This window comes from Enterobacter hormaechei ATCC 49162 (assembly GCF_001875655.1).
In the GTDB taxonomy this organism is placed as follows: Bacteria; Pseudomonadota; Gammaproteobacteria; order Enterobacterales; family Enterobacteriaceae; genus Enterobacter; species Enterobacter hormaechei.
In genome coordinates, this window is record NZ_MKEQ01000001.1 from 1,479,724 (window position 1) to 1,494,260 (window position 14,537).

The 14,537-nt window shown below is 57.2% G+C and carries 11 protein-coding genes; 9 read left to right on the forward strand and 2 right to left on the reverse strand.

Going from position 1 to position 14,537, the window contains the following annotated elements; all coding sequences use genetic code 11:
• Window positions 1-153: 153 nt before the first annotated feature.
• From kdpF to potE, 9 genes are all read left to right on the forward strand, one after another.
• Window positions 154-243 (forward strand): K(+)-transporting ATPase subunit F, encoded by a 90-nt coding sequence (gene kdpF / locus BH712_RS07415; RefSeq protein WP_003858638.1) that lies wholly within the window; start codon window positions 154-156, stop codon window positions 241-243.
• Window positions 243-1,922 carry a potassium-transporting ATPase subunit KdpA gene (gene kdpA, locus BH712_RS07420; protein WP_006809593.1) on the forward strand — a complete coding sequence of 560 codons (1,680 nt, stop codon included), beginning with the start codon at window positions 243-245 and terminating at the stop codon, window positions 1,920-1,922. The genes kdpF and kdpA overlap by 1 nt, the downstream gene beginning before the upstream one ends.
• 18 nt (window positions 1,923-1,940) lie before the next feature.
• Window positions 1,941-3,989 carry a potassium-transporting ATPase subunit KdpB gene (gene kdpB, locus BH712_RS07425; RefSeq protein ID WP_006809594.1) on the forward strand — a complete coding sequence of 683 codons (2,049 nt, stop codon included), beginning with the start codon at window positions 1,941-1,943 and terminating at the stop codon, window positions 3,987-3,989.
• 12 nt (window positions 3,990-4,001) lie between these two features.
• Window positions 4,002-4,577, forward strand: a complete 576-nt coding sequence (kdpC, locus tag BH712_RS07430) for a potassium-transporting ATPase subunit KdpC (RefSeq protein ID WP_006809595.1) — start codon at window positions 4,002-4,004, stop codon at window positions 4,575-4,577.
• Window positions 4,578-7,265: a two-component system sensor histidine kinase KdpD gene (gene kdpD, locus BH712_RS07435; RefSeq protein ID WP_006809596.1), complete on the forward strand. Its 2,688-nt coding sequence runs from the start codon at window positions 4,578-4,580 to the stop codon at window positions 7,263-7,265. It abuts the gene before it with no gap.
• Window positions 7,262-7,939: a two-component system response regulator KdpE gene (gene kdpE, locus BH712_RS07440; protein WP_006809597.1), complete on the forward strand. Its 678-nt coding sequence runs from the start codon at window positions 7,262-7,264 to the stop codon at window positions 7,937-7,939. The genes kdpD and kdpE overlap by 4 nt, the downstream gene beginning before the upstream one ends.
• Before the next feature lie 278 nt (window positions 7,940-8,217).
• Window positions 8,218-8,322 (forward strand): leader peptide SpeFL, encoded by a 105-nt coding sequence (speFL, locus tag BH712_RS24290; RefSeq protein ID WP_003858645.1) that lies wholly within the window; start codon window positions 8,218-8,220, stop codon window positions 8,320-8,322.
• Between the two features lie 255 nt (window positions 8,323-8,577).
• Window positions 8,578-10,776: an ornithine decarboxylase SpeF gene (speF, locus tag BH712_RS07445; protein WP_006809600.1), complete on the forward strand. Its 2,199-nt coding sequence runs from the start codon at window positions 8,578-8,580 to the stop codon at window positions 10,774-10,776.
• Window positions 10,773-12,086, forward strand: coding sequence for a putrescine-ornithine antiporter (gene potE / locus BH712_RS07450; protein ID WP_006809601.1), 1,314 nt, complete (start codon window positions 10,773-10,775; stop codon window positions 12,084-12,086). The genes speF and potE overlap by 4 nt, the downstream gene beginning before the upstream one ends.
• Before the next feature lie 143 nt (window positions 12,087-12,229).
• On the opposite strand, the gene pgm is transcribed toward potE, so the two are convergent.
• Together pgm and seqA are read right to left on the reverse strand one after the other, a co-directional pair.
• Complete coding sequence (pgm, locus tag BH712_RS07455; protein WP_003858649.1) at window positions 12,230-13,870, reverse strand: phosphoglucomutase (alpha-D-glucose-1,6-bisphosphate-dependent); 1,641 nt, start codon at window positions 13,868-13,870, stop codon at window positions 12,230-12,232.
• Between the two features lie 24 nt (window positions 13,871-13,894).
• Window positions 13,895-14,440 (reverse strand): replication initiation negative regulator SeqA, encoded by a 546-nt coding sequence (gene seqA / locus BH712_RS24565; RefSeq protein WP_006809602.1) that lies wholly within the window; start codon window positions 14,438-14,440, stop codon window positions 13,895-13,897.
• Window positions 14,441-14,537 lie beyond the last annotated feature (97 nt).

The following is a 14,537-nucleotide window of genomic DNA, read 5'->3' on the forward strand; positions in this document are numbered from 1 at the left end:
TACAAAAAAGTTAACAATTTACTTACCAATAGTTAAATTGTGGTCTTTCCCTTTTTTATACTTTTTTTACACCCACCCTTCTGATTTTTGCGAAATCTTTGCGCCATAAATCCTACCGTTTGTACAACAATAAAAGTCACCCGGAGGTGGAGTGTGAGTGCAGGTCTGATTGCCGGCATCGTGCTGGTGTTCCTGTTATTGGGTTATCTGATTTATGCCCTGATTAATGCGGAGGCGTTCTGATGGCTGCTCAGGCGTTTTTGCTTATTGCCAGCTTTTTACTGGTGCTGTTTGTGCTCGCCAGGCCGCTGGGAACAGCGCTGGCGCGGCTGATCAACAACGTGCCATTGCCGGGCACGAGAAACATTGAAAACGTGCTCTGGCGCATTTCAGGTATCAGCGACCGGGAAATGAACTGGCGCCAGTACCTGATGGCAATCCTGCTTCTGAATATCGTGGGACTTATTGCCCTCTTTACGCTGCTGATGCTTCAGGGCAGTCTGCCGTTGAACCCGCAGCAGTTACCCGGTTTATCCTGGCATCTGGCGCTGAACACGGCGGTCAGCTTTGTCACCAACACCAACTGGCAGTCTTACGCAGGGGAAACCACGCTCAGCTACTTCAGCCAGATGGCCGGGTTAACCGTGCAAAACTTTCTTTCTGCGGCCAGCGGTATCGCGGTGATCTTCGCCCTGACGCGCGCGTTTGCCCGTCAGAATGTCAGCACCCTCGGCAACGCCTGGGTTGACGTCACGCGCATCGTCCTTTGGATCCTGATGCCTGTTGCGCTGATTATTGCCCTGTTCTTTATTCAACAAGGCACCCTGCAAAACCTGCTGCCTTATACCCCTTACACCTCGCTTGAAGGCGCCAGAGAACTTCTGCCAATGGGGCCAGTGGCGTCGCAGGAAGCGATCAAGATGCTGGGTACCAACGGCGGCGGCTTCTTTAACGCCAACTCATCGCATCCGTTTGAAATCCCAACGGCATTAACCAATTTTGTGCAGATGCTGGCGATCTTCCTGATCCCCGCCGCGCTCTGCTTCGCCTTTGGCGATGTGGTTAACGATCGCAGTCAGGGACGCACGCTGCTGTGGGCAATGTCGTTGATCTTCGTGGTCTGCGTCGCACTGGTGATGTGGGCCGAATGGAACGGCAATAGCCACTTCATGCAGCTGGGCGCTAACAGCAATATAAACCTTGAAGGCAAAGAGAGCCGCTTCGGCATTCTTGCCAGCAGCCTCTATGCGGTGGTCACCACGGCGGCCTCCTGCGGGGCGGTGAACGCCATGCACGACTCTTTCACCGCGCTCGGCGGCATGATCCCCATGTGGCTGATGCAGACTGGCGAGGTGGTCTTCGGTGGGGTTGGCTCGGGGCTGTACGGGATGCTGTTGTTCGTTCTGCTCGCCGTATTTATCGCCGGGCTGATGATCGGCCGCACGCCGGAGTATCTCGGCAAAAAAATCGACGTCCGCGAAATGAAGCTAACCGCACTGGCGATCCTGGTTACCCCCGCCCTTGTGCTGCTCGGCACCGCGCTGGCGCTGATGACCGAAGCCGGTCGCAGCGGCATCTTTAACCCGGGCATTCACGGCTTTAGCGAAGTGCTTTACGCCGTTTCATCTGCCGCCAACAACAACGGCAGCGCCTTTGCAGGGTTAAGCGCCAACTCGCCGTTCTGGAACTGCCTGCTGGCATTTTGCATGTTCGTCGGGCGTTTCGGGGTGATTATTCCCGTCATGGCGATCGCGGGAGCACTGGTGAATAAGAAGATCCAGCCGACCACCACCGGTACGTTACCGACTCACGGCGCGCTGTTCGTCGGCCTGCTGATTGGCACCGTTCTGCTGATGGGTGCCCTGACCTTTATCCCCGCCCTCGCGCTAGGCCCGGTTGCGGAATACCTCTCTTTACGCTGATTTTGCGGAGAATTTGTCATGAGTCGTAAACAACTGGCCCTGCTCGAACCGACGTTAGTTCGTCAGGCCCTCATGGATGCGGTAAAAAAACTCAGCCCGCGCGTGCAGTGGCATAACCCGGTGATGTTTATTGTCTGGACTGGAAGTTTACTCACCACCGCACTGGCGATTGCCATGGGAACGGGACACCTTTCAGGGAATGCAACGTTTACTGCCGCCATCAGCCTGTGGCTGTGGTTTACCGTGCTGTTCGCCAACTTCGCCGAAGCGCTGGCGGAAGGCCGGAGTAAGGCGCAGGCCAACAGCCTGAAAGGGGTGAAAAAGACCGCCTTTGCGCGCAAATTACGTGAACCTAAATATGGCGCGCAGATGGACCACGTGCCAGCGGATGAACTGCGTAAAGGCGACGTGGTGCTGGTGGAAGCTGGCGACATCATCCCCTGCGACGGGGAAGTGATCGAGGGCGGCGCGTCGGTAGACGAAAGCGCCATTACCGGGGAATCCGCACCGGTGATCCGTGAGTCCGGCGGGGATTTCGCCTCTGTTACCGGCGGGACACGCATTCTTTCCGACTGGCTGGTGATCCAGTGCAGCGTCAACCCGGGTGAAACCTTCCTCGACCGGATGATCGCCATGGTGGAAGGCGCCCAGCGTCGTAAAACGCCGAACGAGATCGCCCTGACCATTCTGCTGGTGGCGCTGACCCTTGTCTTCCTGCTGGCCACGGCGACCCTGTGGCCCTTCTCCGCCTACGGTGGTACAGCGGTCAGCATCACCGTACTGATCGCCCTGCTGGTCTGTCTGATCCCCACCACTATCGGTGGCCTGCTGTCCGCGATTGGCGTGGCGGGGATGAGCCGTATGCTGGGCGCGAACGTCATCGCCACCAGCGGACGCGCCGTTGAAGCCGCGGGTGACGTAGACGTGCTGCTGCTGGATAAAACCGGGACCATCACCCTGGGGAATCGTCAGGCCTCTGACTTTTTACCCGCTCCCGGCGTGGATCAAAAAACGCTGGCCGACGCAGCGCAACTTTCCTCTCTGGCCGATGAGACGCCGGAAGGCCGCAGCATCGTGATCCTGGCTAAGCAGCGTTTTAACCTGCGCCAGCGCGACGTACAAAGCCTGCACGCCACGTTCGTGCCCTTCACCGCGCAAACCCGCATGAGCGGGATCAACATTCAGGACCGGATGATCCGTAAAGGGTCCGTTGATGCCATTCGCCGTCATATTGAAGCCAATAACGGACACTTCCCTCCGGAAGTCGACCATCTGGTGGAAAGCGTGGCGCGTCAGGGAGCGACACCCCTGGTGGTGGCGGAAGGTGCAAACGTTCTGGGGGTGATCGCCCTGAAAGATATCGTGAAAGGCGGTATTAAAGAGCGTTTCGCCCAGATGCGTAAGATGGGCATTAAAACGGTGATGATCACCGGGGATAACCGCCTCACCGCAGCCGCCATTGCCGCTGAAGCGGGCGTGGATGATTTCCTTTCCGAAGCGACGCCGGAAGCGAAGCTGGCTTTGATCCGTCAGTATCAGGCGGAAGGCCGTCTGGTGGCAATGACCGGCGACGGCACTAACGACGCCCCGGCACTGGCGCAGGCCGACGTGGCGGTGGCGATGAACTCCGGCACCCAGGCGGCAAAAGAGGCGGGCAACATGGTGGATCTCGACTCGAACCCGACCAAGCTGATTGAAGTGGTACACATCGGGAAGCAGATGCTGATGACGCGCGGCTCGCTGACCACGTTCAGTATCGCCAACGACGTGGCGAAGTATTTCGCCATTATCCCGGCGGCCTTCGCGGCCACATACCCGCAGTTGAATGCCCTGAACGTGATGCACCTGCACTCTCCGGCCTCGGCCATTCTGAGCGCGGTGATCTTCAACGCCCTGATTATCGTCTTTCTTATTCCGCTGGCGCTGAAAGGGGTGAGCTATAAGCCGCTGACGGCCGCCGCCATGCTGCGCCGCAACCTGTGGATTTACGGCCTGGGCGGGCTGGTGGTGCCCTTTATCGGGATCAAGGTTATCGACGTGTTGTTAACGCTGTTCAGGCTGGTTTAAAAGGTGAATCGAATGACGATGTTACGTCCCGCTATACTGTTGTTTATTCTGCTGTCTCTGATTACCGGCGGGCTGTACCCGCTGATGACGACGGTGCTGGGCCAGTGGTGGTTTGAGGACCAGGCCAACGGCTCGCTGATCATCCAGAACGGTGAAAGCCGCGGCTCGCGTCTGATTGGGCAGAACTTTACGGACCCGCGCTACTTCCAGGGACGCCCTTCCGCCACTGCGGAAAGCCCGTATAATCCAATGGCCTCCGGCGGCAGCAATCTGGCTGGCAGCAATCCTGACCTGGACAAAGCCGTTGCTGAACGCGTTGCCGCCCTGCGCGCCGCGAATCCACAGGCCAGCCGGGAGGTGCCGGTTGAACTGGTCACCGCTTCCGCAAGCGGGCTGGATTACAGCCTGACGCCGGATGCGGTGGTGTGGCAGATCCCGCGCGTGGCCGCCGCCCGCCAGCTGACCGCCGAACAGGTAAGCCAGCTGGTTGCAGAACATACGCATAAGCCGCTGGTCAGCTTCATCGGCATGCCGGTAGTGAACATTGTTGAGCTGAATCTGGCGCTGGATGCGCTAAGGAAGAACTAAATGACCGACGAGCCCATGCGCCCGGATCCCGACAGGCTGCTTGAACAGACGGCTGAAGCCCATCGCGGCAAGCTGAAAATTTTCTTCGGCGCCTGCGCGGGCGTTGGGAAAACCTTCGCCATGCTGACGGAAGCCCAGCGGCTGCGGGCGCAGGGGCTTGATATTCTCATCGGCGTGGTGGAAACCCACGGTCGCAAAGAGACGGCGGCGCTGCTGAAGGGGCTGGCGACGCAGCCGCCCCAGAGGATCAGCCATCGCGGGCGGCTGGTCACGGAGTTCGACCTTGATGCCGCCCTCGCCCGCCGCCCCGCGCTGATCCTGATGGACGAACTGGCGCACAGCAACGCCCCTGGCTCACGCCATCCAAAGCGCTGGCAGGATGTTGAGGAGCTGCTTGAGGCAGGCATCGACGTCTTCACCACGGTGAATGTTCAGCATCTGGAAAGCCTGAACGACGTGGTGAGCGGCGTAACCGGTATTCAGGTGCGGGAAACCGTCCCCGATCCGTTTTTTGATTCCGCCGATGAAGTGGTACTGGTTGACCTGCCGCCGGACGATCTGCGCCAGCGCCTGCACGAAGGCAAGGTGTATATTGCCGGCCAGGCCGAACGCGCCATCGAACATTTTTTCCGCAAAGGTAACCTGATTGCCCTGCGCGAACTGGCCCTGCGCCGCACCGCCGATCGCGTTGATGACCAGATGCGCGCCTGGCGAGACCTACAGGGGCAGGAGCGCGTCTGGCACACGCGGGACGCCATTCTGTTATGCATTGGTCACGGCAGCGGCAATGAAAAACTGGTGCGTACCGCCGCCCGGCTTGCAGCGAAGTTTGGCAGCGTCTGGCACGCGGTCTACGTCGAAACGCCGCAGCTTCACAGCCTGCCGGAAAATCAACGTCGCGCCATTTTGAGCGCATTGCGGCTGGCGCAGGAGCTGGGCGCCGAAACCGCAACCCTGTCCGATCCGCAGGAAGATAAAGCTATTTTGCGCTACGCGCGTGAGCACAACCTGGGCAAGATTGTCATTGGGCGTCGCCAGCATCGCCGCTGGTTTAGCCGTGAATCATTTGCCGACAGGCTGGCCCACCGCGCACCGGACCTTGATTTAGTCATCGTCGCGCTGGATGACAAGCCCGCCCCCCTGCCCACCCGTACGCCGGACGCACGTACTTTTGGTGATAAATGGCGTATTCAGATCCGGGGCTGCCTGGTGGCCGTGATGCTTTGCGCCCTGATTACGGTGATTGCCAGCCAGTGGCTGATCGCCTTCGATGCCGCCAATCTGGTCATGATTTATCTGCTGGGTGTCGTTGTGGTCGCGCTCTTTTATGGCCGCTGGCCGTCGGTGCTGGCAACGGTGATCAACGTCATCAGCTTCGATCTGTTCTTTATTGCGCCGCGCGGGACGCTTGCTGTCTCGGACGTGCAATACATCCTGACCTTTGCCGTGATGCTTACCGTCGGGCTGGTGATCGGGAATCTGACGGCCGGTGTACGCTACCAGGCACGCATTGCCCGCTACCGCGAGCAGCGCACGCGCCATCTGTATGAAATGTCAAAATCGCTGGCGGTCGGCCGCACGCAGCGGGATATCGTGCAGACCAGCGAGCAGTTTATCCGCTCGACCTTTCATGCCAGTAACCTGATTTTGCTCCCCGACGAGCAGGGGCGCCTTCGCCCGCTGACCTCCGCTTCGGGCATGACGCCCTGGGATGAAGCGATTGCCCGCTGGAGTTTCGATAAGGGGTTACCTGCCGGTGCCGGAACCGACACCCTGCCCGGCGTGCCTTATCAGATCCTGCCGCTGCGCAGCGCGGATAAAAATCACGGGCTGGTCATCGTCGAGCCGTCTAACCTGCGTCAGCTGATGATCCCCGAGCAGCAGCGCCTGCTGGAAACCTTCACCCTGCTGGTCGCCAGCGCCCTTGAACGGCTGGCGCTCACCACGAGCGAAGAGCAGGCGCGGCTGGCAAGCGAGCGCGAAAGCGTCCGAAACTCGCTGCTGGCCGCGCTGTCACACGATTTGCGCACCCCGCTCACCGTGCTGTTTGGTCAGTCCGAAATTCTGACGCTGGATCTGGCGGCGGAAGGTTCAAAACATGCGATGCAGGCCAGCGAAATTCGCCAGCACGTGCTGAATACCACGCGCCTGGTGAATAACCTGCTGGATATGGCGCGCATTCAGTCCGGCGGATTTAACCTCAAAAAAGAGTGGCTCACCCTTGAGGAGGTTGTCGGCAGTGCGCTGAAGATGCTGGAGCCGGGTCTCGGCGGGCGCCATATTGAGCTGGACATGCCGGACCCCCTGACGTTAATCCACGTTGATGGCCCGCTGTTTGAACGCGTGCTGATTAACCTGCTGGAAAATGCCGCTAAATACGCCGGGGCAAAGGCCCGTCTGGGGATTGCTGCCAGGGTGGATAACAGTGCGCTGCGGCTCGAGGTCTGGGATACCGGGCCGGGGATTCCGTCGGGTCAGGAGCGCGCCATATTCGAAAAATTCGCGCGCGGTAATAAGGAGTCCGCCATTCCGGGCGTTGGGCTGGGGCTGGCGATCTGCCAGGCGATTGTCGACGTGCATGGCGGCACCATTTCCGCAGAGAACCGCCCGGAAGGTGGCGCACGCTTTTGTGTTACACTTCCTCTAGAAACCCCGCCAGAACTTGATGAATTACCAGAGGATGTGTGATTAACGTTCTGATTGTTGAAGATGAGCTTGCTATCAGCCGATTTCTGCGTACCGCGCTGGAAGGCGACGGTTTGCGCGTTCATGAAGCCGGTACGCTTCAACGGGGGTTAATTGAAGCGGCCACCCGCAAGCCAGACCTGGTTATCCTGGATCTGGGACTCCCGGATGGCGACGGCATCGATTTTATCCGTGAGGTGCGTCAGTGGAGTCAGATGCCTGTTCTGGTGCTCTCTGCCCGCACTGAAGAGACGGATAAAATCGCCGCCCTGGATGCCGGAGCGGATGATTATCTGATCAAACCGTTTGGCATTGGCGAGTTGCAGGCCCGGCTTCGTGTGGCGCTGCGTCGACACAGTGCCACGTCCCCTTCTGATCCGGTGTACGCCTTTGGCGATATCCGCGTCGATCTTGCCGCCCGCCGTATCGTGCGAGGGGAAGAGGAGATCCACCTCACGCCTATCGAATTTCGTCTGCTGGCCGTGCTGCTCAATAACCATGGCAAAGTGTTAACGCAGCGACAGCTGTTAAGCCAGGTCTGGGGGCCGAATGCGGTCGAGCATAGTCACTATTTACGCATTTATATGGGACACCTTCGTCAGAAACTGGAAGCCGATCCCGCGCGCCCTCGTCATTTATTAACAGAAACCGGTATCGGATATCGGTTTATGATCTGAATAAGTATTCATATTCATTTTAAATAAATAACCCCACCAGCCTGAATATGCCATGAAAATAACGAAGAGATTATTTTCATGGTGATATCCGACCTTCCAAAACACAATGCAAACATCGATTTAACACGAAACCAACAAAACAGCATTTTGATCTGCGTTATTCACTCAAAACGACTAATTATTTCTGAAATGATCGGTTATTGGTGATCAGTTTCACAGTTAATCCCTTTTCTCTGGATAAAATGACCATGCTTTCAATTACTGAAAGGAAACTGAACATGGAAAACAATAATCGTTTAATGCCCCATATAAGGCGGACAACACATATCATGATGTTTGCCCACCGAAACTGTTTTGACTTTCATCTCTTTAACGCCCGGTAGTCCTTCGACTTCTGGCGCATCTGCATACAGGTCATCCTGAAACACGCTATTTTACAGGCTGTTGCCTGTGAACACCTGCGCTCATTCCTTGTGATTCAGATTCTCCGCAACCGGGCGGACTGAATTCTACTCAGCAAAAAAGCAATTAACTGATTTCGTATCAGCGGACACGCTTTGCTTTTTTTCCCGGAAATAATCGATTTCTTTATCGCAAGAAGTCGAGGGCCTCATATTGCCTGAAATAAAGAGAAAAAGATGAAAATGTTAAAAATTGCCGTCAGCCGTGCCTGCCCTGAATGCTTTACCACTTCACGCGACATTGTGGATATCAGCGCATCGGATTATATTGATGTGGCAGCCGTAGTCCTGGCCGTCAGCGATATTTTCAATGGCGTCATAGAAGAAATAGAAGCCACGGGATTCGGTATTCCGGTGTTTATTGCCACGCATAAAGAAGAAAGGGTTCCGGCTGAATTTCTGTCGCGTATTCACGGTGTTTTTGAGTGCTCTGACACCAGCAATGCGTACTACGGACGCCAGCTTGAAGCGGCTGCGCAGAAGTACGAAACTCAGCTCCGTCCGCCGTTTTTCCGCGCGCTGGTCGATTACGTCCAGCAGGGGAACAGCGCGTTTGACTGCCCCGGGCATCAGGGCGGTCAGTTCTTCCGCCGCCATCCGGCCGGGAATCAGTTTGTCGATTTCTTTGGCGAAACGCTTTTCCGCGCCGATCTGTGCAATGCTGACGTGGCAATGGGCGATCTGCTGATCCACGAAGGCGCGCCATGCATCGCCCAACAGCATGCGGCAAAAGTCTTTAATGCCGATAAAACCTACTTCGTGCTGAACGGCACCTCTTCCTCTAACAAGGTGGTGCTCAATGCCCTGCTCACGCCAGGCGATCTGGTGCTGTTCGATCGCAATAACCATAAATCTAATCACCACGGCGCGCTGTTACAGGCAGGAGCGACGCCGGTATATCTGGAAACGGCGCGCAACCCGTACGGGTTTATCGGCGGGATTGACGCACACTGTTTTGAAGAGCGCTACCTGCGGGAGCTGGTGTCAGAGGTCGCGCCAGGCCGCGCGCGGGATGAACGTCCGTTCCGCCTGGCGGTGATCCAGCTGGGCACCTACGACGGCACCATCTATAACGCCCGTCAGGTGGTGGATAAGATTGGTCACCTGTGCGATTACATTCTGTTTGACTCCGCCTGGGTGGGTTACGAGCAGTTTATCCCGATGATGGCCGACTGCTCGCCGCTGCTGCTGGAGCTGAACGAAAACGATCCGGGCATTTTGGTTACCCAGTCGGTGCATAAGCAGCAGGCGGGGTTCTCGCAAACCTCGCAAATCCATAAGAAGGACAGCCACATCAAAGGCCAGCCGCGCTATGTTCCGCATAAGCGTCTCAACAATGCCTTTATGATGCACGCCTCCACCAGCCCGTTTTATCCGCTGTTTGCCGCCCTGGATATTAACGCCCGCATGCACGAGGGGCAAAGTGGGCGCAACATGTGGATGGACTGCGTGGTGACGGGTATCGAAGCGCGGAAACTGATCCTTCAGAACTGTCAGTTTATTCGCCCGTTTGTGCCGGAGACGGTGGATGGTCGTCCGTGGGAAAGCTGGGATACGGCGGACATTGCCACCGATCTGCGCTTCTTCCATTTCGTGCCGGGCGAACGCTGGCACGCCTTTGAGGGATATGCCGAACACCAGTATTTTATCGACCCGTGCAAACTGCTGCTGACCACGCCGGGCATCAACGCCCGCACCGGTGAGTACGATGATTTCGGCGTGCCCGCCACCATCCTCGCCAACTTCCTGCGTGAAAACGGCATCGTGCCGGAAAAATGCGACCTCAACTCCATTCTCTTCCTGCTCACCCCGGCAGAGGACATGGGCAAATTGCAGCAGCTCGTCGCCCAACTGGTGCGCTTCGAGAAACTGCTCCAGAGCGATGTGCCGCTGAAAGAGGTTCTGCCCTCTCTCTGTAAGCAACATCCGGAACGTTATGCGGATTATACCCTGCGCCAGATCTGCCAGGAGATGCACGATCTCTACGCCCGCCACAACGTGAAACAGTTGCAAAAAGAGATGTTCCGCAAGTCTCACTTCCCGCGCGTCATGATGGATCCGCAGGAGGCGAACTATGCCTATCTGCGCGGTGAGGTTGAACTGGTGTCCCTGCGCGATGCAGAAGGCCGTATCGCCGCGGAAGGTGCGCTGCCTTACCCACCGGGGGTGCTGTGCGTGGTGCCGGGGGAAGTCTGGGGCGGTTCCGTGCTGCGCTATTTTGCCGCGCTGGAAGAGGGAATCAATCTGCTGCCGGGTTTTGCCCCTGAGTTACAGGGGGTTTACGTCGAGGAGTGTGACGGTCGCAAAGAGGTGCGCTGCTATGTCATCAAACAACCTGCCGCTCAGCCATCGCTGCTGAAAGGAGAAAAATTATGAGTAAGGCCAACAAGATGGGCGTGGTGCAACTCACTATTCTCACTATGGTAAATATGATGGGTTCCGGGATCATCATGCTGCCCACCAAGCTCGCTGAAGTGGGGACGATTTCGATTATCTCCTGGCTTGTTACCGCCGTAGGTTCGATGGCGCTGGCGTGGGCGTTTGCCAAGTGCGGCATGTTCAGCCGCAAGTCAGGCGGGATGGGGGGCTATGCCGAATATGCGTTCGGTAAGTCCGGTAACTTTATGGCCAACTATACCTACGGTGTGTCGCTGCTGATCGCTAACGTGGCGATTGCCATTTCCGCCGTCGGTTACGGCACGGAGCTGTTTGGCGCGACGCTGACGCCGGTGCAGATTGGGCTGGCGACCATCGGCGTGCTGTGGATCTGCACCGTCGCTAACTTTGGCGGCGCGCGCATTACCGGACAACTCAGCAGCATCACCGTCTGGGGCGTGATCATCCCGGTGGTCGGTCTGTGCATCATCGGCTGGTTCTGGTTCAGCCCGACGCTGTACGCCAACTCCTGGAATCCTCATCACGTGCCGTTCTTCACCGCCGTGGGATCGTCCATCGCCATGACGCTGTGGGCTTTCCTCGGTCTGGAGTCGGCCTGCGCGAATGCGGAAGTGGTGGAAAACCCGGAGAAAAACGTGCCGATCGCGGTACTCGGCGGAACGCTGGGGGCGGCGGTGATCTACATCATCTCGACCAACGTGATTGCGGGGATTGTACCTAATATGGATCTGGCTAACTCCACGGCCCCGTTCGGGCTGGCGTTTGCGCAGATGTTTACGCCGGAAGTCGGGAAAGTGATCATGGGACTGATGGTGATGTCCTGCTGCGGCTCGCTGCTGGGCTGGCAGTTCACCATTGCTCAGGTATTCAAATCTTCCGCTGACGAAGGTTATTTCCCGAAAATCTTCTCCCGCGTCACCAAAGCGGATGCACCGGTACAGGGTATGCTGGCAATTGTAATTTTCCAGAGCGGATTGTCGCTGATGACCATCAGCCCGTCGCTGAACAGCCAGTTTAACGTGCTGGTCAACCTGGCGGTGGTGACGAACATCATTCCGTACATTCTGTCGATGGCGGCGCTGGTGATCATTCAGAAGGTGGCGAAGGTGGATCCGCGCAAAGCGCGGGCGGCCAATATCGTGGCGCTGATTGGGGCGATTTACAGCTTCTACGCGCTCTACTCCTCCGGTCAGGAGGCGATGCTCTACGGCGCGATGGTGACGTTTATGGGCTGGACGCTGTACGGTCTGGTGTCGCCGAGATTTGAATTGAAGAACAAACATAGCTAAAAAAAAGCCCGGTGCGCTAACGCTTACCGGGCCTACGAAGTCAATGCAAAACGGCAACCCTGAGGTTGCCGTTTTTAATGTTTTCTCCCTCTCCTCGTGGGAGAGGGCCGGGGTGAGGGCATCAGCCCGCACCCGAACACGACTTATGCGTTTTTCAGCACTTCGCTGACAATCTCTACCGCTTCTTTCTCAATCTGCTGACGGTGCTCAGCGCCGAGGAAACTTTCACAATAGATTTTGTACGCATCTTCCGTACCGGATGGACGCGCGGCGAACCAGCCGTTTTCGGTCATCACCTTCAGGCCGCCGATGGATGCGCCGTTACCCGGTGCTGCCGTCAGACGCGCGGTGATAGGGTCACCTGCCAGGGTGCTGGCGCTGACCATTTCCGGAGAGAGTTTTGACAGAGCAGCTTTTTGCGCAGACGTGGCGCCAGCCTGGATACGGTTATAGCTTGGCGCGCCGAAACGTTCCGCCAGTTCGTTGTAATGTTCCTGCGGGTTCTTACCCGTAACCGCGGTAATTTCCGCCGCCAGCAGGCACATGATGATGCCGTCTTTGTCGGTTGACCATGGGGTACCGTCGAAGCGCAGGAACGATGCCCCCGCGCTCTCTTCACCGCCGAAGCCGAAGCTGCCGTCGTGCAGACCGTCAACAAACCATTTGAAGCCCACCGGCACTTCCACCAGCTTGCGGCCCAGCGCATCGACCACGCGGTCGATCATGGCGGAAGAGACCAGCGTTTTACCAACAGCCACCTCTTTCCCCCACTGCGGACGGTGCTGGAACAGGTAGTTGATCGCCACTGCCAGGTAGTGGTTCGGGTTCATCAGCCCTGCCGGGGTGACGATGCCGTGGCGGTCGTAGTCCGGGTCGTTGGCAAACGCCAGGTCGAACTTGTCACGCAGCGCCAGCAGGCCAGCCATTGCACATTCGGACGAGCAGTCCATACGGATTGCGCCGTCTTTATCCAGGTGCATAAAGCGGAACGTCTGATCAACGTGATCGTTCACGATGGTCAGATCGAGCTTGTAGTGCTCAGCAATGCGTTTCCAGTATTCGATACCGGAGCCACCCAGCGGATCCACGCCCAGTTTCAGGCCAGCTTTCTGGATCGCGGCCATATCAACGATATCCGCCAGCCCTTCCACAAACGGCTGCACCAGGTCCTGCTCTTTCACATGACCGGAGGCCATGGCTTCATCCAGCGAGATGCGCTTCACGCCGTTCAGACCGTTAGCCAGCAACGCGTTGGCGCGATCTTCCACCACTTTCGTGACGTTGGTATCTGCCGGACCACCGTTAGGTGGGTTGTACTTGATGCCGCCATCTTCCGGTGGGTTGTGGGACGGGGTGATGACAATACCGTCAGCCTGCGCGCCACCTTTTTTGTTGTGTACCAGAATAGCGTTAGACACCGCAGGCGTTGGCGTGAAACCGTTGTTCTCCTGAACAATCACGTCTACGCCGTTCGCCGCCAGCACTTCCAGTACGGAGATAAAAGCAGGTTCAGACAGGGCGTGGGTATCTTTCCCTACATAGCACGGACCGGTGACGCCATTTTTGGCGCGCTCTTCCGCGATGGCCTGAGCAATGGCCAGAATGTGCGGTTCGTTAAAGCTATGGCGCGCCGCGCTGCCGCGGTGGCCAGATGTACCAAACTTCACTGCGTGTTCTGCGTTGCCCACGACCGGTTTCAGCACGTAGTACTGCGCGGTCAGTTGAGCGACGTTAATCAAATCGCGTTGTTGTGCAGGTTGTCCTGCACGGCTGTGATTTGCCATTGCCTGGTCCTTCTGATGCAAGGGTTAAATTGTACCGCAAACCTTTTCGATCAATTCCGCCGGGAACTGCATGGATTGCATGATATGTTCGATCATGCTGCACTTGCGGCCCGTATTGGTGTTGGTGATCACCCAGTATGGCGTACCGGGAACATGTTTGGGTTTGGTTTGGTTGCCATTTTGCAGCAGGGTCTGCTCGTCGCCTGCAAAGTAAACGCGCGTGCGACCGTGCAGCGACTCTGTCGCTTCAGCAAATGCTTTGTGATCCAGAGAGTAAAGTGTAGACAGCACCAGCATAAAGCGGTTAACCGCCTTTTTCTGCTCTGCATATTCATCGGACAGCAGCAGCTCGCGCATCGCGCGCACTTTGTCTTTTGCCGGCATGACGGCAGGTTTTACTTGTGCAACAACGCTCGGCTGAGACACGACATCTTTAGTGGCAGGAGTGGGCTGTGAGGCGGCGGAAATTTTAAGCATGCGCCGTAAAATGTCGGACGCGCTCTCCCCAATATGCCGCGTCTGGCTGGCAATATACTGATAGAGTTCGTCATCAACTTCGATTGTTTTCATCTTAATCCAGTGCGATATCTTATCTGAATACAAGTCGTTGAGATTATAAGGTCAAATCCCAACAGCGGATAGCGTCAAACCAGGTTGGCGGCAAAAG